The organism is Micrococcus endophyticus, assembly GCF_014205115.1.
GTDB classification, from domain to species: Bacteria; Actinomycetota; Actinomycetes; order Actinomycetales; family Micrococcaceae; genus Micrococcus; species Micrococcus endophyticus.
The window spans coordinates 284,390-302,424 of record NZ_JACHMW010000001.1; the positions used below are offsets into that span (position 1 = coordinate 284,390).

The 18,035-nt window shown below is 73.7% G+C and carries 16 protein-coding genes; 9 read left to right on the top strand and 7 right to left on the bottom strand.

The window, feature by feature from the left end; genetic code table 11:
* Positions 1–49 precede the first annotated feature (49 nt).
* Entirely contained in the window at positions 50–1,312 is a 1,263-nt protein-coding gene (locus HDA33_RS01420) for a hypothetical protein (protein WP_184170121.1), read from the top strand.
* A 33-nt stretch (positions 1,313–1,345) separates the two neighbouring features.
* Here the strand turns inward: HDA33_RS01420 and HDA33_RS01425 are convergent, their stop codons facing one another.
* Entirely contained in the window at positions 1,346–1,906 is a 561-nt protein-coding gene (locus tag HDA33_RS01425) for an NADPH-dependent FMN reductase (RefSeq protein WP_184170124.1), read from the bottom strand.
* 88 nt (positions 1,907–1,994) lie between these two features.
* On the opposite strand from HDA33_RS01425, the gene HDA33_RS01430 reads away from it, so the two are divergent.
* The 4 genes from HDA33_RS01430 (at position 1,995) to HDA33_RS01445 (ending at position 5,114) form a co-directional block, all read left to right on the top strand.
* Entirely contained in the window at positions 1,995–2,651 is a 657-nt protein-coding gene (locus HDA33_RS01430) for a maleylpyruvate isomerase family mycothiol-dependent enzyme (RefSeq protein ID WP_246416840.1), read from the top strand.
* A 147-nt stretch (positions 2,652–2,798) separates the two neighbouring features.
* Complete coding sequence (locus HDA33_RS01435) at positions 2,799–3,635, top strand: mechanosensitive ion channel family protein (protein ID WP_184170130.1); 837 nt, start codon at positions 2,799–2,801, stop codon at positions 3,633–3,635.
* Positions 3,636–3,653: 18 nt separating this feature from the next.
* Positions 3,654–4,106, top strand: coding sequence for a DUF1801 domain-containing protein (locus tag HDA33_RS01440; protein ID WP_184170133.1), 453 nt, complete (start codon positions 3,654–3,656; stop codon positions 4,104–4,106).
* A gap of 96 nt (positions 4,107–4,202) precedes the next feature.
* Positions 4,203–5,114 carry a MerR family transcriptional regulator gene (locus tag HDA33_RS01445; protein WP_184170136.1) on the top strand — a complete coding sequence of 304 codons (912 nt, stop codon included), beginning with the start codon at positions 4,203–4,205 and terminating at the stop codon, positions 5,112–5,114.
* 184 nt (positions 5,115–5,298) lie between these two features.
* Here the strand turns inward: HDA33_RS01445 and HDA33_RS01450 are convergent, their stop codons facing one another.
* Complete coding sequence (locus HDA33_RS01450) at positions 5,299–5,886, bottom strand: DsbA family protein (protein WP_017487935.1); 588 nt, start codon at positions 5,884–5,886, stop codon at positions 5,299–5,301.
* A gap of 64 nt (positions 5,887–5,950) precedes the next feature.
* Here HDA33_RS01450 and HDA33_RS01455 point away from each other — a divergent pair, with 64 nt between their 5' ends.
* The 3 genes from HDA33_RS01455 (at position 5,951) to HDA33_RS01465 (ending at position 8,364) form a co-directional block, all read left to right on the top strand.
* The gene (locus HDA33_RS01455; protein ID WP_184170138.1) at positions 5,951–7,609 is read left to right on the top strand and encodes an ABC1 kinase family protein; all 1,659 of its coding nucleotides are present in this window, start codon (positions 5,951–5,953) and stop codon (positions 7,607–7,609) included.
* 65 nt (positions 7,610–7,674) lie between these two features.
* On the top strand, positions 7,675–8,043 hold the full coding sequence (locus tag HDA33_RS01460; protein ID WP_184170141.1) for a zinc ribbon domain-containing protein YjdM: 369 nt from the start codon (positions 7,675–7,677) through the stop codon (positions 8,041–8,043).
* Between the two features lie 60 nt (positions 8,044–8,103).
* On the top strand, positions 8,104–8,364 hold the full coding sequence (locus HDA33_RS01465; RefSeq protein WP_184170144.1) for a hypothetical protein: 261 nt from the start codon (positions 8,104–8,106) through the stop codon (positions 8,362–8,364).
* On the opposite strand, the gene HDA33_RS01470 is transcribed toward HDA33_RS01465, so the two are convergent.
* From HDA33_RS01470 to HDA33_RS01485, 4 genes are all read right to left on the bottom strand, one after another.
* The gene (locus HDA33_RS01470; protein WP_184170146.1) at positions 8,343–9,857 is read right to left on the bottom strand and encodes a sensor histidine kinase; all 1,515 of its coding nucleotides are present in this window, start codon (positions 9,855–9,857) and stop codon (positions 8,343–8,345) included. The two genes, HDA33_RS01465 and HDA33_RS01470, sit on opposite strands and share 22 nt — an antisense overlap.
* On the bottom strand, positions 9,854–11,644 hold the full coding sequence (locus HDA33_RS01475; RefSeq protein WP_184170149.1) for an ABC transporter ATP-binding protein: 1,791 nt from the start codon (positions 11,642–11,644) through the stop codon (positions 9,854–9,856). Before HDA33_RS01475 ends, HDA33_RS01470 begins: the two co-directional genes overlap by 4 nt.
* A gap of 8 nt (positions 11,645–11,652) precedes the next feature.
* A complete protein-coding gene (locus tag HDA33_RS01480) occupies positions 11,653–12,855 on the bottom strand; it encodes a DUF1611 domain-containing protein (protein WP_184170152.1) in 1,203 nt (400 codons plus the stop codon).
* 212 nt (positions 12,856–13,067) lie between these two features.
* On the bottom strand, positions 13,068–14,804 hold the full coding sequence (locus tag HDA33_RS01485) for a bifunctional 3'-5' exonuclease/DNA polymerase (protein WP_184170155.1): 1,737 nt from the start codon (positions 14,802–14,804) through the stop codon (positions 13,068–13,070).
* Positions 14,805–14,944: 140 nt separating this feature from the next.
* On the opposite strand from HDA33_RS01485, the gene HDA33_RS01490 reads away from it, so the two are divergent.
* Positions 14,945–16,426 (top strand): sugar porter family MFS transporter, encoded by a 1,482-nt coding sequence (locus tag HDA33_RS01490; protein WP_017487929.1) that lies wholly within the window; start codon positions 14,945–14,947, stop codon positions 16,424–16,426.
* Between the two features lie 73 nt (positions 16,427–16,499).
* Here HDA33_RS01490 and HDA33_RS01495 read toward each other — a convergent pair whose 3' ends face one another.
* Positions 16,500–17,807, bottom strand: coding sequence for a dicarboxylate/amino acid:cation symporter (locus HDA33_RS01495; RefSeq protein ID WP_184170158.1), 1,308 nt, complete (start codon positions 17,805–17,807; stop codon positions 16,500–16,502).
* Between the last annotated feature and the right edge of the window lie 228 nt (positions 17,808–18,035).

The following is an 18,035-nucleotide window of genomic DNA, read 5'->3' on the forward strand; positions in this document are numbered from 1 at the left end:
CGCCGCGTCGTCGAGGGTGACGAGGCCGACACGCGCTTATCCTGACCGCATGAATGCGGATCAGGGACAGGTGCAGGTTTTCGCGGCTGACCAGGGGCTGCTCGTGTGGGGCCCCTCGGCCGCCCTCGAGGCGTTCGACCGCGCGGAGGATCTCCGCGCTCGCGCCGTGAGGCCCTCCACCATGGCCAAGCTGGCGACGCTCGTCCAGGGCGTCTCCCAGGCGCAGCTCGAAGGGGCCCGCTATCTGCGGCTGGACGACGCGTCCTACAACCGGGTCAAGGAGTTGGGCGTCAAGAACCTCGCTTCCGGAGTCCTGCGCATGAAGGACATTCCGGGTGAGAAGGGCGGTCAGATCGTCAAGCATCTGACCTTCGCGGCGACGGCGCCAGCCAACCCGGCCGCAGTCGCCGCGTTGGCCGCTGCGGCGACGGACAACCAGATCATGGCCGCCCTGGACGACATCCAGGACTACCTCGCCGTCATCGACGAGAAGATCGACCGCCTCCTGAAGCAGCGCAAGCTGGAGATCGCCGGGCAGCTCGGCGGCGTGGTCTTCGCCATCGAGGAGGCCGAGTCCGTGCAGGAGAGCACCGGGCACGTCTCTGCCGTGACGTGGTCGAAGGTTCAGCAGAACTCCCTGATCCTGCAGCAGGTCCTCGCCGAGGCCGTGTCCCAGCTCGCCGCCGTGGCCGACCGCGTCATCGCGGCGAAGTCGGACGTGGACAAGCTGGCCAAGGTCATCGGGGCCGCGGAAGACGACGTCCAGTTCTGGCTCGGCATGCTGGCCCGCTCCATGGCGGTGCAGGATCGGCAGCACCTCCTGGAGCTGGCCCGTGTCGAGTCCGAGTCGCCCGAACAGCTGGCCGCCCACCGTGAGGGCCTGGTCGCCGCCCGTGCGCACCGCACCGGCCGCATCGTCGAGGCCCTGCGCCGGATCAACGAGTCCCTGGTCGAGGCCGGCACCCTCAAGAACCTGGGCTACGTGGCGAATCCGATCAGCTCGCGCCGAGTGACCAAGGGATCCAACGCGGTGACGGACCAGGTGGTCGAGTTCGTCACGCACACCGAGATCGAACTCGACGCCCTCGGCCGGGTGGCCGGCAAGCGATGGCTGCAGGCCGCGCAGGGCCTTGCCGGCGAGGCGAAGGAGGCGGTGACCACGAACGCCGCCGACGCCGCCGAAGGGGTGGGCCGCTTCGGGCGCGCGCTCAAGTCGCGCCGCGAGGACCGCATGCTGGCGAAGGCCGAGCAGATCCGCGCCCGACGAGATGCCGATGCGGACACCGAGTCCCCGGACGAGCTCACGACGTGACCTCGCCCGGGGGCCCGTCGGCCCGCCGCCTGCTCAGCTCCGCAGCGCCGCCGTCGCCTCGGTGAGGTCCACCAGGCGGGTGAGCACCCGGCTCAGCGTCTTGTCGTGGTGGTCCGTGCGGGCGAACGTCCCGTCGGGGAAGTCGGCATGCCGCACGAGCTGCACCGAGTCGCCGACCACGTGCATGTTGTAGGCCGCGACGGTGAACCGCCACGCCTCGGTGGCGCGCACGCCGCCGAGCCCGCCGTAGGCCACGAGGGCCAGGGCCTTGTCCTTCCACTGCGCGGAGAGTAGGTCGAAGGCGTTCTTGAAGGCGCCGGGGATGTTGCGGTTGTACTCGGGGCTGATGAACACGAACCCGTCGCACGCGGCTACGGCGTCACGCCAGCGGTGCACCTCGGCGGGGCCGTCCTCGTCCTGCGCCCAGCCCTCGTCGGTCATGATCGGCAGGTCGAACGCCGCGACGTCGAGGACCTCCCACTCCACGTCCCGGCCGCCCGCGTCCAGGCCGCGGGCCACCTCCTCCACCCACGCGCCGATCTGCGCGCCGAAGCGCCCTTCGCGAACCGATCCGATGACGATGCCGAGTCTCATGCGGCCGAGTCTAGGACCGCGTCCGGCACCGGGTGACGGCGTCCGGCACCGGGTGACGGCGCCCGCCCGCGGCGTCATCATGGAGCCCATGGACAACGGACCGGTATGGGATGCAGACCGCACATGGACCGCCGTCCACGCCGAGCGCGCCCGTCTCGCCGCGAACCTCGAGCACCTGAGCCCCACGCAGTGGCGGACGGCCTCGCTCTGCACGGAGTGGACCGTGGAGGAGACGCTCGCGCACCTCACGGCGGGGGCCTCCACGGGCCGGCTGGCGTGGCTGCGCAGCATGGTGAGCGCCCGGTTCGACGCCGGCCGGCACAACGCGCGGCGCCTGCGGGAGCATCTCGGGTCGACCCCGGCCGACACGTGGGCGCGCTTCGCGGCGGTGACCGACAGCCGCGTGGCCCCGACCGGCGACACGTGGGCCTGGCTCGGCGAGGTCGTGGTGCACGGCACGGACATCCGCGTGCCCCTCGGCCTCCCCGGCGGACCGGACCCCGAGGCCGTCGCCGAGGTGGCCCGGCGCTTCGCCGCGCGGGACTTCGCCGTGGACTCGGCCCGCCTCGTGCGCGGCCTGAGCCTGGCCGCCACGGACGCGGACGTACGCTGCGGCGCCGGGCCCGATGTCCGCGGGCCGGTTCTCTCCCTCGTGATGGCGATGGCCGGGCGTCCGTACGGGCTCGCGGCGCTCGAGGGGAACGGCGTGCCGGAGCTGCGTCGCCGCATCGACGCGGACGGATGAACCGGCGGATGGACTACGGTCCCGCCGTCGGCCCGCACCGCACGGAGCGGCGGGTCGTTCCGCCTCCCGGGTCGAGCGCAGGCCTGGACGGGGCCGGCCGGGGATGATCTGATCGTGGAGTCTCGTCCCGCCGGCCCTGGAGGTCCCATGCCGATCATCGACCTGCCCCGGATCACCTGGGCCGGGCTCGGCTGGGGCGCCGTCGCCCTCGGGATCGGGGTGCTGCTGGGCCTGGCCCTGCGTGCGGCCGTGATCGGCACGATGCGCTGGCGCGGCCGGGGCGCGGCGGCCGCGCGGGTCTTCGGCCAGCTCGCCTTCGGCCTGGGCGTGCTCCTCGGACTCATGGCCGCCCTCGCCATCGTCTTCCCCTCCGTGCGGCCAGTGGACATCCTCGGCGGGGTCGGCGTCGTCTCCATCGCCGCCGGCATCGCGTTCCAGACCGTCCTGGGGAACATGTTCGCCGGCATCGTCATGCTCGCGCGGGACCGGTTCCGCGTGGAGGACCAGATCGAGGTGTCCGGGCACCGCGGCACCATCGTGGCCATGAGCCTCACGTCCACCTCGGTGCGGACCTTCGACGGGCGCCTCGTCCTCGTGCCCAATGCGGTGATGCACTCGGAGGTCGTGACGGTGCAGACCGGCTTCGAGCGAGTCCGCTCCACCGTCCGCGTGGACGTCGACGACGCCGTGGACCTGGTCGCCGCCTGCCGCATCGCCGAGGAGGCGATGCTCGCCGTCGGCCCCGTCCTGGACGACCCCGCTCCGCAGGCCCTGCTCTCCGAGGTCGGGACGACGACGGTCGGCATCGACCTGCGCTTCTGGTCCGGCGCCGCCCAGCTGGAGACGAAGCAGGCGACCCACGAGGTGATCGCCGCCGTGCTCGCGGCGTTCCGTGAGCACGGCGTGGCGACCGGCTCCGACGTCCTCGTCGTCGAGCCCGGCCCCGAGATGGCCCGCGTGCTCGGCACGCCGCCCACACCCTGAGCGCCGAGAGGATCCCCCATGGCCTACCAGCAGAAGACCACCGTGACCGACGTGCCCGTCGAGGAGTACCTGGCGGGCGTGGAGCCGGAGCGCCGCCGGGAGCAGGGCCTCGCGCTGCTGCGGATGTTCCGGGAGGAGACCGGCGCCGAGGCCGCGATGTGGGGCCCGTCCATGGTCGGGTTCGGCCACGTGCGCTTCACCTACGCCTCGGGCCACTCGGGGGAGATGTTCCAGGTGGGCTTCAGCCCCCGCAAGTCCGCGCTGAGCCTCTACGGCCTCACCACGTACGGCTCCCACGCGGACCTGCTCGCCCGGCTCGGCAAGCACAAGGTCGGCAAGGGCTGCCTGTACATCAACAAGCTCGAGGACGTGGACGAGGCCGTCCTGCGCGAGATGATCCGCGTGGGCTGGGGCGACGACGAGTCCTTCGTGGACTCCCACGATGGAACGGTGATCCAGCGCCTGGCCTGACGGCCCCGGGAGGGGGCTCGTGTTGACCCTCCTCCAGGGGGAGCGCCCACGCTGGAGTCAGCCGGCGACGGGCCGGCGTGAATCCAGGAGGAGACCATGATCAGCATCGGAGAGTTCGCGCTCAGCACCGGCCTGAGTGTCAAGGCCCTGCGCTTCTACGACGAGCGCGGCCTGCTCGTCCCGGCCGAGGTGGACCCGCACACCGGGTACCGCCGGTACGGCGCGGCCCAGCTGCGCACCGCCGTCGTCGTCCGTATCCTGCGCACCGCCGGAATGAGCGTGGAGGACGTCAAGACCGCCCTCCAGGAGCCGGACCGGCTCGCCGACCTGCTGCAGGGACATGCCGCCGAGCTGGAGCGCCGGCGGGACCTCGAGGACCGGGCCATGCGGCGGGCCCACGGGCTGCTCTCCGGCGGCGGGATGCTCGACGACGGCCCCTCGGCGTCGGCGGACGCCGTCCGGTTCCGCACGGCGGAGCGCGCCGGCTGGGTGGCGGTGGTGGACCGGCTGCACCTGGACGCCGATGAGCTCTCCGACGTCGTGGAGACCATGGACGCGGCAGAGCGGCACCTCGAGCGCCTGGCACAGGCGCTGCGTCAGGCAGGGGTCCGGGTCACCGGCGGATTCTGGGCGGGATTGGAGCAGGTGCCCGGATCCCCGGCGGTGGTGGAGCAGCGCCTGGCCCTCCCCGTCGACGGGGAGCTGCCGGAGGGCTTCGCGGTGCCGGGACTGCGCATCGCCTCCGGCGTGCTGCCGCGTCGGGAGGAGGCGTACGTGGTCATGACAATGACGGACGACGAGCCGGACCTGCTGGTCGACGCCCCCGGCGGACCCCTGCCGCCGGAAGAGATGATCGTCCTCTCCGAGGTGCTCGAGGAGCGAGGGCTCGACCGGTCCGAGGTCCGCCAGCGAGGGCTGGGTCGGATCGGCGACGCGGGAGACGGCGTGACCGAGGGTGAGGACGTCTACGCCATGGAGGCGGCCGTGACGGTCCGCGTCCTGGACTGACGGGTCCCGCCGGGACGGGCGCCGTCGTGCCCGCCGCCTCCGCGGCGACGTCAACGCCGTGCGCAGCGGCCCCCGGGCGATGGGCAGGCGCGCCGGCTCCCGGCTGGCCCACCGCCTCGTGAGCCGGCTCTTCCGCTGAGCCTGAGCCGCGCGGCGGCGCCGTGCCTGCTCGCCCCGCCCGCCGTCAGGCCAGGAGCTCGTCGACGGCGTCGAGGAGGTCGTGGATCGTGGGGCGCAGCGGGCCGCGGCGTCGGCCGTCGGCCTCGAGCACGAGGCCCGGGGAGCCGGTGACGCCGGCCGCCCGCGCCTGCCGCTCGGACTCGACCAGGTGGTCGGTGAGATCCGTGCGCCGGTCCCTCTCCCAGCGTTCCAGGTCCAGCTCGGGGATCTCGTCGGCGATCGCACGCAGGAATCGGTCTGTCACGTACCCGGAGTCCGCCTCCTGCTGGCTCAGGTGGAATGTCTCCATGAACTCCCACAGCCGGCCCTGACGCCCGGCCGCCCAGGCGGCGGCCTGCTGGGCCACGAACTCTCCCCTGTCCCGGGTGGTCGTCTCGAGCGGGCGGTAGCGCAGGGTGACGACGCCGGCCCGCACCTCCTGCTGCACCAGCTCCATCAGGTCGTGGTTGACGAAGTCGCGGCAGTGCGGGCACTGCAGGTCGCCCCAGTAGGTCAGGTGCGCCGGAGCGCCGGCCGCGCCCAGCAGATCGCCGTCCTGGGGGATGCCCTGCAGCTTCCACGCGAGATGCCTCTGGATGTCGTCGAGCGCCATGGCCCCATGCTAGAGGCTGCCGGGCCATGCCAGGTCCCGGTGCCGGGTGGGTAGCGTGGGGCCCATGCCCAGCCGTCTGCACCGCTCCCGCGAGATCGCCCTCGTCCTGGGCCGCAACGGCCTCCAGGCCACCGCGCTGGCGGCCGGGCTCGGCCGCTGGCTGCCCGCCGCGGACGCCCGCACCGCCCGGGACGCCGTACTGCGGCCGGACATGCTCGTGGACGTGTTCGAGCAGCTCGGCACGACGTTCGTGAAGCTCGGCCAGCTGATCTCGGCCCGCCCGGACATGTTCCCGGAGAGCATCTGCACGGCGTTCGCCCGCCTCACGGACGACACCACGCCCGTCCCGTTCGAGGCCATGGCCGCAACGGTGCTGGAGGACTTCGGCGCCTCCGTGGACGAGCTCTACGCCTGGTTCGACCCCGTGCCGCTGGCCACCGCCTCGATCGGCCAGGCGCACCGGGCACGGCTGCACGACGGGCGCGACGTCGTCGTGAAGATCCGCAAGCCCGGGGTGGTCGAGCAGGTCCGCACGGATCTGGAGATCCTGCGCACGGTCGCGAGCCGGCTGTCCCGGGCCTCGCGGGCCCTCCAGGACATGGACGTCGTCTCCCTGGTGGACGAGTTCGACCGCGCCCTGCGCGCCGAGCTGGACTACCTCGTCGAGGCGCGGGCCTGCGAGCAGATCGCCGAGAACCTGCGGGACGTGCCCGGCGTGCGGGTCCCGTGGGTGGACTGGGCGACCACGTCCTCGCGCGTGCTGACCATGGAGGAGATCACCGGATTCCGCGTGGACGACCTGGCCTCCCTCGACGCCGCCGGGATCGACCGGGCGGACCTGGCCTACCGGGCCGCCGAGGTGCTCATGGGCATGGTGTTCGAGGACGGCTTGTTCCACGCGGACCCGCACCCGGGCAACGTCTTCATCGAGGCGGACGGCGGCATCGGCTTCATCGACTTCGGCTCCGTGGGCCGGATCAGCTCCGGCATGCGCCGCCGCTTCGCCCGCATGGCGATGGCCCTGGTGCGCCAGGACCCGGACGGCCTGGTGCGCGCGCTGGTCGCCATCGCCCCGCCGCGCGGGGACCTGGACCGCCGCGCCCTGCGCCTGGAGGTCTCCCGCATCACCGGCCGCCTCGAGGGCCGCGACCTCTCGGACATCCGCGTGGACCAGCTGGTGGGCCAGATCTTCGGGATCGTCCGCCGGCACCGCCTCGCGCTCCCGCCCGAGCTCGTGCAGCTCTTCCGCATGCTGATCATCGTGGACGGGCTCGGCAAGCGCCTGCACCCCGGCTTCGACTACACCCGCGTGCTCAACCCGTTCGCCGTCCGGGTGGCGGGGGAGGAGCTGGACCCGCGGCGGGTGGCCGGCCGGATCGGGCAGGCGGGGCTCGCCGCCGCCGAGCTCGGCCTGGACCTGCCGGAGTACGCGCGCAAGGTCATCGACCACCTCGAGGACGGCGGCCTGGACGTCACCCTGCGCACCGGCGAGCTCGAGCCGCTCGTGGCGCGCATGGAGCGCACGGGGGACCGCGTGGTGGCCGCGCTCGTGGTCGCCGCCATGATCACCGGTGGCACCAACGTGCTGGTGGCCTACAAGGACCGGCTCGGCCGGTTCGCCGGGCCGGTGGTGGCCGCCGGCGGCGCCGCCCTCACCGGCGGCAGCGCCTACCTTGCCTGGACCGGACGCCCCAGCCGGATGCGGCGCCGCCCGCGCGGCTGAGCGGGTCCACCACCACGACGACGACGGCGCGTGCCGACCCCGGCGCGGCACCGCACACTGGTGGCATGACCGAGACCGATGCCCTGCCGCCCTGCCCCGCCTGCGCCGAGGAGTACGCCTACGAGGACGGTGCCCTGCTGGTGTGCCCCATGTGCGGCCACGAGTGGAGCCCCGCCGCGGACGAGCCGTCCGAGCAGGCGGAGCCGGCGGCCGCCGTCGTGAAGGACGCCGTGGGCAACCCGCTGGCGGACGGCGACGACGTCACGATCGCCAAGGACCTCAAGGTCAAGGGCGGGGCCGGCATCAAGGCCGGCACCAAGGTGCGCGGCATCCGCCTGCTCGAGAGCCCGGTGGACGGGCACGACATCGCCGCCAAGGTCCCCGGCGCCGGCCAGATGTACCTGAAGTCCTCGGTGGTGAAGAAGGCGACCTGAGCCCCGGCACGAGGACGACGGCGGCGCGGACCGGGCAGAGGGCTACACCTACGCCCAGGCGTGCGCTCGCCGTGGCTGTGGACCCTCGTGGCCTCGATCGTGCTGCTGGGCATGCTCCACGGCCTGATCCCCGCCATGGCCCTCGGCCTGGCCCGGCAGTCCGCGTTCTTCCTGTTCCTGCCGCACTACCACCAGGTGGGCGCGGTCATCCCCATGGTCGCCATGCTCTTCATGTCCGCCGGCATGGCCACCGGCACGGTCCAGCCGCCGCCCGGAACGCCGGGTCGATCGCCGGCCGGTCAGGCGTCCTCGCCGTCCTGATCGGCCGTCAGCGGCACGGCCAGCCGGGCCACGGTCCCCGCGGCGTCGGGGCCGGGCTCCAGGGTGAGCTCCCCGTCCAGTGCGGTGCTGAGCAGGGCCGCCACGGGCAGGCCGAGCCCGTTGCCGGGGTACGGGTCGTTCGAGGCGTTGGCCAGCCGCTCGAACACCTCCTCGCGGTCATCCTCGGGGATGCCGCGGCCCCGGTCGGCGACCTCGACGACGGCCCACGGCTCGCCGTCACGCTCCTCCTCGCGGACCCGCACGGAGAGCGTGCGCTCCAGCGGGGTCACGGCGGTCAGGTCGCGCGGCAGGTCCGAGCCCGGCGCGAAGCGGACCGCGTACCGGGCGTTGTCCAGCAGCTCCTCGAGGACCTGCACGAGCCGCGCGCGGTCCGTCACGGCGGTCAGGCCCTCGGCGGGGGCCTCCACGTCCAGGCGCGGCTCGTCCGCGGCGTCCGGGTGGCGCTCCCGCCACGCCTGGGCCGCCGTGGCCACGAGCACGCCCACGTCCACGGGGGTGCGCTCCAGCACCACGTCGTCCTGCTGGAGGCGGGAGAGGATCACGAGGTCCTCCAGCAGCCCGCGCACGCGCGTGGCCTCGGCCCCGATGTGCCGGTAGGAGGTGCGCCGCTCCTGCTCGTCCCCGCCCGGGTTCCGCAGGCCGCCCTCGATCACGGTGAGGGGGGTGCGCAGGGCGAAGGTGACGTCCTCGGCGAAGCGCCGCTCCTCCTCGAGGCGCCGGTCGGCGCGGCGGACCAGGTCGTTGGCGCGCCGGGCCAGGCCCGCGTACTCCTCGGACCCGTTCTCCGGCAGGCGGCGCAGCCCCCGGTCCTTGAGCGAGGCGTCCACCGCCCGGTGGAACTCCACCGTGTGCCCGAGGATGCGGCTGGAGACCAGCCAGGCCGCCGCCGCGGTGGCGGCGAGGGCCGCCAGGGCCAGGGCGGAGAGCAGCAGCGTCTGGGTCATCACGCGCTGCTCGTTGCGCTCGTGGAAGACGGCGACGACGACGTGCCCGGTGTCCGCCGGCGTGGTGACGGTGAGATTCGCGTAGGAGATGCGTCCGTGCGTCGGGTCCACGAGGGTGCCGCGGGAGCGGGGCTGCTCCATGGCCTGGCGGGTGGCCGGGGCGAGCAGCTCGACGGGCGCGGCGGCGTCCCCGTGGATCTGGGCGATCACGGGGGTGGCCGCGGTGCCGCCGAACATCAGCTCGGTGGGCTCCACGCGCTGCCGCTCCAGGTAGTGGCCCACGAAGCGCTCGGGGGTGGCGAAGGGCTCGCCGGTCTCGGGGTCGCGCCCGTTCTGGGCGAAGACCGCCACCTCGTCGCTCTCCTGCGTCAGGGACGTCTCGATGGCGTCCCGCTCGACCCACCGCAGGGTGAGCACGATAGAGACGAGCATCAGCACCATGCCCAGGGCGGAGACGCCCAGGATCCAGGCGACGACGCGGGCGCGGCCGGAGGCGCTGAGCCGTCCGGTGGGCTTGCTGCGGGTCATTCGTCGTCTCCTTCGAGGTCGTCGGCGGACTCGCCGAGGCGCGGGGCGGACGCGGCCCGGGTGCCGGCCAGCTCCACGGCGGAGTGCCGGACCGGGGGTCCGAACGGGTCCCGGTCCGCGCCGGGGACGTAGGTGGTGGGCCGCTTGCCCTGGATGCGGGCGTGCAGCACGGACGGGGCCACCACGAGGGTGGGGGCCAGCTCGTCCACGTTGTAGACCTCGTACCGCTCCAGCAGCTCGTGCGGGGAGGCGCTGCGCAGGATCACGCAGCCGGGGTAGTCGGCGAGGATGCGGCGCAGGATGGGGCGGTCGCGGGCGTCGAGCTGGTCGTCCACGTGGTCCAGGACCAGCAGGGGCGGGTTGCCGGCCACGGCGCCGGCGATCTTCAGCAGGGCGCGCTCGTTGATGGACAGGGGCTCGCCGCCGCGCTTGAGGCGGGTGGCGTCCCCCTCGGGCAGGCGGGCCACGCGCTCGGCCATGCCCACGCGGTCCAGCACCTGCGCCACGGTCTCCGCGGCGCCGCGGTTGCGGTAGCGGACGATCCGGGAGATCGTGCCGCGCTGCAGCGGCACGTCCCGGGCGGCGACGCCGATCAGCTCGCGGCGGTCCTTGGCGGTCATCGCGTAGAGGTGGCGGCCGGCCACGGTGATCCACGCGTCCGAGGCGGGCATGTCCCCGGTGATCTCCCGGGTGACGCGCTCCAGGCGCTCGCGGGAGCCGCCGGTGAGCAGGACGCGGGAGCCGGGGGCGGCCACGAGGGAGGGGATCGTCCCCTCGGCGTCCCGCAGGTCCGCCAGGTGCACGGCGTCCCGGGAGAGGCCGCGCGGGTTGCCGTGGTGGCGCATGCGGGTGCGGGCCCGCTTCTGGCGCTTCTCCCGCCGGGCGTGGCCGCGGGCGTTCTCGATGATGGGCCGCAGCACCCGGCAGGCGGCGTTGTAGTTCTGCCGGTACTCGCCCACCCGGCCGAGCTCGGTCACGGGGGCGCCGAGCATGCCGGCGATGAACACCGCGGTGGTGATGGCGGCCCCGGTGGAGCCGGCGGCCGAGCCGGTGATGGCCACGAGCACGCCCAGCACGGTGGTGATGGAGGCGGCCGAGCCGCGCATGGTCCCGGAGACCACGGCGCGGCGGTGGGCGGCGTCCTGGAGCTGGCCGGAGATCCGGTCCACCCGGCCCACCTCCCGCTGCACGCCGCCGGCGGTGCGGATCGAGCCCGCGGCCGTCACGGTGTCCGCCACGTACCCGGCCATCTTGCCGCGCACCCGGCGCACCGCCACGGCGCGTCGGAAGAACACGCGGGAAAGCGCCCACAGGGCGGTGAAGAATACGCCCAGGGTGACCACGACGACGAGCCCGAGGGTGGGCAGCAGCACGAACAGGCCGATCACGATGCCCACGATCAGCGGCACGCCCACCACGATCGGGCTGATCCCGAGGGCGATCCAGTTCTTCACCGCGGTGAGGTCGTTCGTGGTGCGGGCGATCGTGCTGCCCAGGTTGAGCGACTTCTCCGGGACGAGGGCGCTGGTCACCAGCAGCCGACGGGTCTCCCGGACGTAGTCCTGGCCCAGGTCCTCGGCGGCGACCCGCTCGAGGATGCGGGCCCCGCCCACGAGTAGGGCGGCCACGAGCAGGGCCGCGGCCAGGCCCCACGCGCCCGCACCGGCCGTCAGCAGCCGCGGGGTGAGCACGGCCACCGCCACGGACAGCGCAGCCTGCAGCAGGCCGAGGCCGGCGAGCCCCAGCAGCAGCAGCAGCCTGCGGCGGCCGACGAACAGTGCGGGCATCGAGGGGTTCACGCGCCCACGGTCTCCGCGTCCAGGCCGAGCGTGCGCAGGGCCACGTCGGCCTCGCACAGGTCGTAGGTGGGGATGACGGGCACGTCCACCACGGCGGAGGCCTCGCGGGCGATCAGCGGGGCGGAGGTGAGCAGGCCGGAGACGGCCACGAGCGGCAGGCCGGCCCGCTGGAGCAGGCCCACGCCGGCGGCCGCGGAGAGCGCCTCGCCGCAGGCGAAGAGCACCTTGTCCGCGAGCTCGCCGAACTCGGGGTCGGCCACGAGGGCGGCGGTCTCGCCCTGGTAGATGCCGTCGGCGATCTCGATGACGACGACGTCGGGGTCGCCCTGGGAGAGCACGGAGGTCATGGAGAACATGATGTCCTTGGTGCACTCGAAGGACAGCCGGAACGTGGAGGGCAGGCCGAAGTCGGTGAAGTCCACGACCTTCTCGGCGCCGGCGTCGCGGAACAGGCCGGCGTCGTTGCCCGCGCCCGTGCCGGTCGCCTTTCCGGCGTGGACGGTCAGGCCGGCGTTGACCAGGCCGTTGACGAGGCAGCCCACGGTGGTGGACTTGCCGGAGTTCATGGAGGAGCCGAAGACGACCACCACGGTGGGGCCGTCCTCGCCCAGGGTCTCGCGGGCCTGCTCCCACGGGGTGATCTCGTGCGGGGCCGTGTCGGAGAGGGAGACGACCTCGCCGCCGCGGGTGATGAGCCCCAGCGGCTCGAGGACCGTGGCGGGGTCGATGTTCTCGTGCTTCTCGATCACGCGGGAGGCCATGCCGCCGGCGGCCACGAGGTTCGTGTAGTTCAGGTTGCGGGGGACCTCGGCGAGGAACTGGTCCGGGGCGTAGCGGTCGCCGTAGGCCACGATCACCTCGTCACCCATGAAGAGGTTGCGGCGGCGGGAGTTGTAGGACTCGAGCCGCTTGTGCTGGCCGATCGTCGCGATGCGGGCCAGGACCAGGTCGCCGGCCTTCGGGGTGACGCCGCGGCCGCGACGCAGGCCGTAGCCCTGGTGCTCCTCGCCGCGGGCCCGCTGGCGGAACGCCCGGGCGGTGTACGAGGTCTTGGCCCGGCGCAGGCGGCGGGGGCTGAGCTCCACGTCCTCCACGCCGTCCACGGAGTGGCCCTCGGCGGGGTGGTCGGAGAGGTGGCGGTACTTCTTCTCCAGCTCGAAGCTGAGCGAGGCGATCAGGTCGGCGGTCTCGGTCTGCATGGTCTCTCCTGACGTCCGGTGAGGACGGTGTCCGGTGACGGCGCGGAGGCGGTGACGAGCATCCCTCCCTGCCGGTCGTCGGGATCCCCCCGCCGACGTCGTCGATCTCACCAACGTTTCGTGAAGCGCGGATGAGAGCCGGGTGGCGCCCCGGCGGCGGGCCGGGGGACGCGCGGCGCGGCTGCTGCGGTGCAGGGGCGCCGCGGCGGGGCTCACTTGGCGTCCGCGTAGGAGTCCAGGGACGCCACGGTGAGCGGGAAGTCCACGGGGGCGGCGCCGAACAGCAGGCGGCCGGCGGCGCTCGCGGCCTCGGCGACGACGCCGCGCACCGCCTCCGCCTCCGGCGCCGGGCCGTGGAGCACCACCTCGTCGTGCACGAAGAACACCAGCTCGGTCCGCAGCCCGGCCGCACGCAGGCGACGGCGGATCTCGCCCATCCAGCACAGCGCCCACTCGGCCGCGGTGCCCTGCACCACGAAGTTGCGGGTGAAGCGCCCCTGCGAGCGCCGCCGTCGCCGGGCCGCGGACTCCGCGGCCTGGGTGCCGACGTCCGCCACGGAGTCCAGCCACGCCTGCTCGGGGGCGGGGGACCAGCGGCCCAGCCAGGTGGCCACCTGCCCGCCGGCCTCACCCACCGAGGCGGCCCGCTCGAGCAGGCCGATCGCCCGCGGGTAGAGCCGGCGCAGGTGAGGCATGAGGGCGGCGGAGTCGCCGGTGGTGGAGCCGTACATGGCTCCGAGCAGGGCCACCTTGGCCCGGCCGCGGTCGGCCAGCGCGGTGCCGGCGGCGCGGCCCTGCTCGGCGACCTCGCGGTACAGGTCCGGCGTCGTGCCGGCGCGGGCGAGGGCCTCGTCGGCGGCCATGGCGGCGAGGATGCGCGGCTCCACCTGGGAGGCGTCCGCCACGGTGAGCAGCCAGCCGGGGTCTGCGCGGACGGCGTCGCGCACCCCGGCCGGGATCTGCATGGCCCCACCCCCGTGGGCGGCCCACCGCCCGGTCACCACGCCGCCGACCAGATAGGCGGCGTGGAACCGGCCGTCGTCGCCGATCCACTGGTCCAGCCAGTGCCAGCCGTTGGCCGTCCACAGCCGGGCCAGGGCCTTGTACTCCAGCAGCGGCGCGAGCAGCGCGGCCCGCGCCTCGCGTTCCGTGCCGCCGGCATCGATCCAGTGCTTCAGGTCCCACTGCCGCGTGGACTCCACAGCCACGCCCGCCGTCTGCAGTGCCCGCAGCAGGCTCGGCTGCGAGTCGGGGCTCAGCCCGGGGGAGCCCAGGACGTCGGCGATGCGCTCGGCCAGGGCCTGCAGGCGGGCGGGGCGCTCGCCCTGTGCAGGCCGGGGGCCGAGCTGCTCGGTGAGGAGCGCCTCGTGCACGCCCCGGTCCCATGGCAGACCCGCCGCCCGGATCTCCGCGGCCACGAGTGCACCCTGCGACTCCGCCGCCGCGAGCAGCCGCAGCCGGTGCGGGTGGGCCGAACCCTCGACGGCGGCCCGCTGCGCGGCCAGCTCGGACGCGAGCACGGTGACGTCCGGGGCGGAGCCGGTCCCGTCCGGCAGGTCGAAGAAGGACTCCTGACCGGCGGGCACCCGCGCGGGGCGCTCGGGCTCCGTCGGGTCGGCGACCTCGAGCTGCGCCACGGGCGTGTAACGCACCCCGCTGCCCGGCGCCGTCGCCGCGTGCCGCAGGATCCGCTGGACGAGGGCCACGTCCCAGCACCGATCCACCCGCACCCCCGCCGCCAGCCAGGCGGCATACTCCGTCCCGACGTCGGCGAGCACCCAGCGGACCGTGCTCGGGTCCACGCCCAAGCGGGCGGGCAGACCGGCCACGAGGCCGGCCACGGACCCGGCGGGGCAGGATCCCAGGGGGGTGGCGTCGTCCCCGTCCACGGCCCACCAGGCGCCTGGGCTGCCGACGGAGGCGGGGGCGGGGCCCAGGACGACGAACATGTCCCTCATTCTGCCCCGTGGCCGGGCCATGGGCGGGGCGAGGGGCTGTGCCACTTGCACGCCCGCCGAGCGAAGAACACACTGGGCGGACGCACCGGCGCGCAGCGGGCCGTCGGGCGCCACCCAAGAGAGGACCCACCATGACAGCGACCCCGTCCGGCGGCGCCGCGACGTCTCGCCTCAACGCCAAGGTGGTCGGCATCTCGGTCGCCGCCGCGCTCGGCGGTTTCCTGTTCGGCTTCGACACCTCTGTCATCAACGGCGCCGTGGACGCCCTCGCCGGGGAGTTCGGCCTCGGCCCCGGTCTCACGGGCTTCACCGTCTCCTCGGCGCTGATCGGCTGCGCACTCGGCGCCTGGTTCGCCGGGCCGATCGCCAACCGCCGCGGCCGCGTGCCCGTGATGGTGATCGCCGCGATCCTGTTCCTGGTCTCCGCCATCGGCTCGGGCCTGGCGTTCGGCGTGGTCGACCTGATCTTCTGGCGCTTGGTCGGCGGCCTGGGCGTGGGCGCCGCGTCCGTGATCGCTCCGGCGTACATCGCGGAGGTCAGCCCGGCCCATGTGCGCGGGCGCCTCGGCTCGCTCCAGCAGCTGGCGATCGTCCTCGGCATCTTCGCCGCGCTGCTCTCGGACGCGCTCTTCGCGACGATGGCCGGGGGAGCGGCGCAGCCGTTCTGGCTCGGTGTCGACGCCTGGCGCTGGATGTTCATGGCCGAGGCCGTCCCGGCGGTGCTGTACGGCCTGTTCGCCCTGAAGCTGCCGGAGTCCCCGCGCTACCTGGTCGCCCGCGGTCGCACGGACGAGGCGGCCGAGGTCCTGCACGAGTTCACCGGCGTGGACCGGGTGAACCTGATGATCGAGGACATCCGGCGCTCGCTGGACTCGGAGCACCGCGAGTCGTTGGCGGACCTGCGCGGGCCGTTGGCGGGCCTGCAGCCGATCGTGTGGATCGGCATCCTGCTCTCCGTCTTCCAGCAGGCCGTGGGCATCAACGTGATCTTCTACTACTCCACCACCCTGTGGCGCTCGGTTGGCTTCGGTGAGTCGGACGCACTCACGGTCACCGTGATCACCTCGGTCACGAATATCGCCGTCACCTTCATCGCGATCGCCCTGGTGGACCGCGTCGGCCGTCGCCCCATGCTGATCGCCGGCTCCGCCGGCATGGCGGTCAGCCTCGGCCTGATGGCACTGGCCTTCTCCTTCGCGGAGTCCGGCGGCGCCGAGTCCGTGTCCCTGCCGCAGCCGTGGTCCACGGTGGCGCTGGTGGCCGCGAACGCCTTCGTGGTGTTCTTCGGAGCCACCTGGGGTCCGCTGGTCTGGGTGCTGCTGGGCGAGATGTTCCCGAACCGCATCCGCGCCGGCGCGCTCGCCGTGGCCGCCGCCGCGCAGTGGGCGGCGAACTTCACCGTCTCCACCACGTTCCCGTGGCTGGCGGACATCGGCCTGACCCTCGCCTACGGTCTGTACGCGGTCATGGCGGCGCTGTCCCTGGCTTTCGTGGCGGCCTTCGTCCCCGAGACCAAGGGCAAGACGCTCGAGGAGATGAGCGACGTCGTCGTGCGCTCCCCGGGGCAGCGGCGCGCGGTGCGCGCCGAGGCCGAGCGGGACCTGCGCGGCTGACACCGCCCGTCCCGACGACGGCCCCCTCCCGGAGCATCTGACAGGGAGGGGGCCGTGGTGTGTGCGGGGCGGGTCAGCCGGCGTCGGCGCCGGTGGCGGCCTCCTCGTCGTCGAGGCGCTCCAGGCCCTCGTCCTCGGAGTCCTCGATGAGACGGTCGCCGGCGATCTTGTCGACGATCATCGCGATGGCGGCGTCGCCGGTCACGTTGGTGGCGGTGCCGAAGGAGTCGATGGCGATGTACGTGGCGACCATGAGCGCGACCTGCGGCTCGGTGAAGCCGAGCATCGAGGACAGCAGGCCCGAGGCCGCCACGATCGCGCCGCCGGGCACGCCGGGCGCCGCGACCATGGTGACGCCCAGCATGAAGATGAAGCCCACGAACACCGGGACGTCGATCGACTGGCCCGAGAGGAACAGCACCGCGATGGAGAACGAGACGATCTTCACCGTGGAGCCGGCCAGGTGGACCGTCGCGCACAGCGGCACGACGAACGAGGCGATCGGCCGGCGCACGCCGAGCAGCAGGGTCTGACGCAGGGTCACCGGGATGGTCGCCGCCGAGGACGAGGTGCCCAGGGCCGTCGCGTAGGCCGGCAGCATCGTCTTCAGGGCCGTGAACGGGTTGCGGCCCGCGATCGCGCCGGCGACGACGTACTGGAGGAGCAGCAGCACCATGGTGAGGCCGAAGACCAGCAGGATCACGCCGAGGAACGTGGTGATGACCTTGAAGACCTCGCCGGCGGCGGTCATGTTCAGGAACACGCCGAAGATGTAGACGGGCAGCAGCGGCACGATCAGGCCCATGACGACCCGCTCGATGATGGATCGCAGCTGGTCGAAGCCCTCGTGCAGGACGCCGCGCGGCAGCATCGTCAGGCCGATGCCGAGCACGAACGCGAGCAGCAGGGCCGTCATCACGCCGAAGGGCGGGTCCATCTGCACCTCGAACAGCGGGCCGAGCAGCGCGTCCTCGGGGTTGGCCATCGCCTCGAAGGACCCGGGCGTGAGGATCAGCGGGAAGACGAGCAGGCAGACCAGCAGGGCGCCGAAGCCGCCGAACAGGGTGGAGCCGTAGGCGATGCCGCCGGTCAGGGCCAGCAGCTTCCCCGCGCCCCGGCCGATGTCGCCGATGGCGGGGGCGACGAGCGACAGGATCAGCACCGGGACGATGAAGCCCAGGAAGTTCGAGAACAGCCCGTTGAAGGTGGCGAAGGCCTGCACGAGCCAGGTCGGCGCGACCAGGCCGACGAGGACGCCGGCCACGATCGCGAGGAGGATGCGGGGCAGCAGGCCGAAGCGGCGGCGCCGGGAAGACTCGGAGACGGCGTCCTGCGGGGCGCGATCGGACGGCGCGGCGGCGCCGGAGGAGGCGTGTGACATGGCGGACACGCTAGCGCAGGTCGTCCTGCCCGTCGCCCGGCCGGTAGGCCATCCGCGGCGGCGTCGGCGACCCCCGTCGTGGTGCAGAACACAGTGAGCGCCACCGTCTCGGGTAGCGTGCAAGAGCACACCCGCCTCACCCGGACCGAAGGAGACGACGATGACGGTCCCGCCCCGCCCCGCAGACGCCCGGGCCGCCCAGGGGTGCGCTGCCGGCGTGGAGGCCGC

What these genes read in the sequence shown, in the direction of transcription:
- HDA33_RS01420 (WP_184170121.1), top strand. Translation starts at nt 50, where the DNA reads ATGAATGCGGATCAGGGACAGGTGCAGGTTTTCGCGGCTGACCAGGGG.
- HDA33_RS01425 (WP_184170124.1), bottom strand. Translation starts at nt 1,906, where the DNA reads ATGAGACTCGGCATCGTCATCGGATCGGTTCGCGAAGGGCGCTTCGGC.
- HDA33_RS01430 (WP_246416840.1), top strand. Translation starts at nt 1,995, where the DNA reads ATGGACAACGGACCGGTATGGGATGCAGACCGCACATGGACCGCCGTC.
- HDA33_RS01435 (WP_184170130.1), top strand. Translation starts at nt 2,799, where the DNA reads ATGCCGATCATCGACCTGCCCCGGATCACCTGGGCCGGGCTCGGCTGG.
- HDA33_RS01440 (WP_184170133.1), top strand. Translation starts at nt 3,654, where the DNA reads ATGGCCTACCAGCAGAAGACCACCGTGACCGACGTGCCCGTCGAGGAG.
- HDA33_RS01445 (WP_184170136.1), top strand. Translation starts at nt 4,203, where the DNA reads ATGATCAGCATCGGAGAGTTCGCGCTCAGCACCGGCCTGAGTGTCAAG.
- HDA33_RS01450 (WP_017487935.1), bottom strand. Translation starts at nt 5,886, where the DNA reads ATGGCGCTCGACGACATCCAGAGGCATCTCGCGTGGAAGCTGCAGGGC.
- HDA33_RS01455 (WP_184170138.1), top strand. Translation starts at nt 5,951, where the DNA reads ATGCCCAGCCGTCTGCACCGCTCCCGCGAGATCGCCCTCGTCCTGGGC.
- HDA33_RS01460 (WP_184170141.1), top strand. Translation starts at nt 7,675, where the DNA reads ATGACCGAGACCGATGCCCTGCCGCCCTGCCCCGCCTGCGCCGAGGAG.
- HDA33_RS01470 (WP_184170146.1), bottom strand. Translation starts at nt 9,857, where the DNA reads ATGACCCGCAGCAAGCCCACCGGACGGCTCAGCGCCTCCGGCCGCGCC.
- HDA33_RS01475 (WP_184170149.1), bottom strand. Translation starts at nt 11,644, where the DNA reads ATGCCCGCACTGTTCGTCGGCCGCCGCAGGCTGCTGCTGCTGCTGGGG.
- HDA33_RS01480 (WP_184170152.1), bottom strand. Translation starts at nt 12,855, where the DNA reads ATGCAGACCGAGACCGCCGACCTGATCGCCTCGCTCAGCTTCGAGCTG.
- HDA33_RS01485 (WP_184170155.1), bottom strand. Translation starts at nt 14,804, where the DNA reads ATGTTCGTCGTCCTGGGCCCCGCCCCCGCCTCCGTCGGCAGCCCAGGC.
- HDA33_RS01490 (WP_017487929.1), top strand. Translation starts at nt 14,945, where the DNA reads ATGACAGCGACCCCGTCCGGCGGCGCCGCGACGTCTCGCCTCAACGCC.
- HDA33_RS01495 (WP_184170158.1), bottom strand. Translation starts at nt 17,807, where the DNA reads ATGTCACACGCCTCCTCCGGCGCCGCCGCGCCGTCCGATCGCGCCCCG.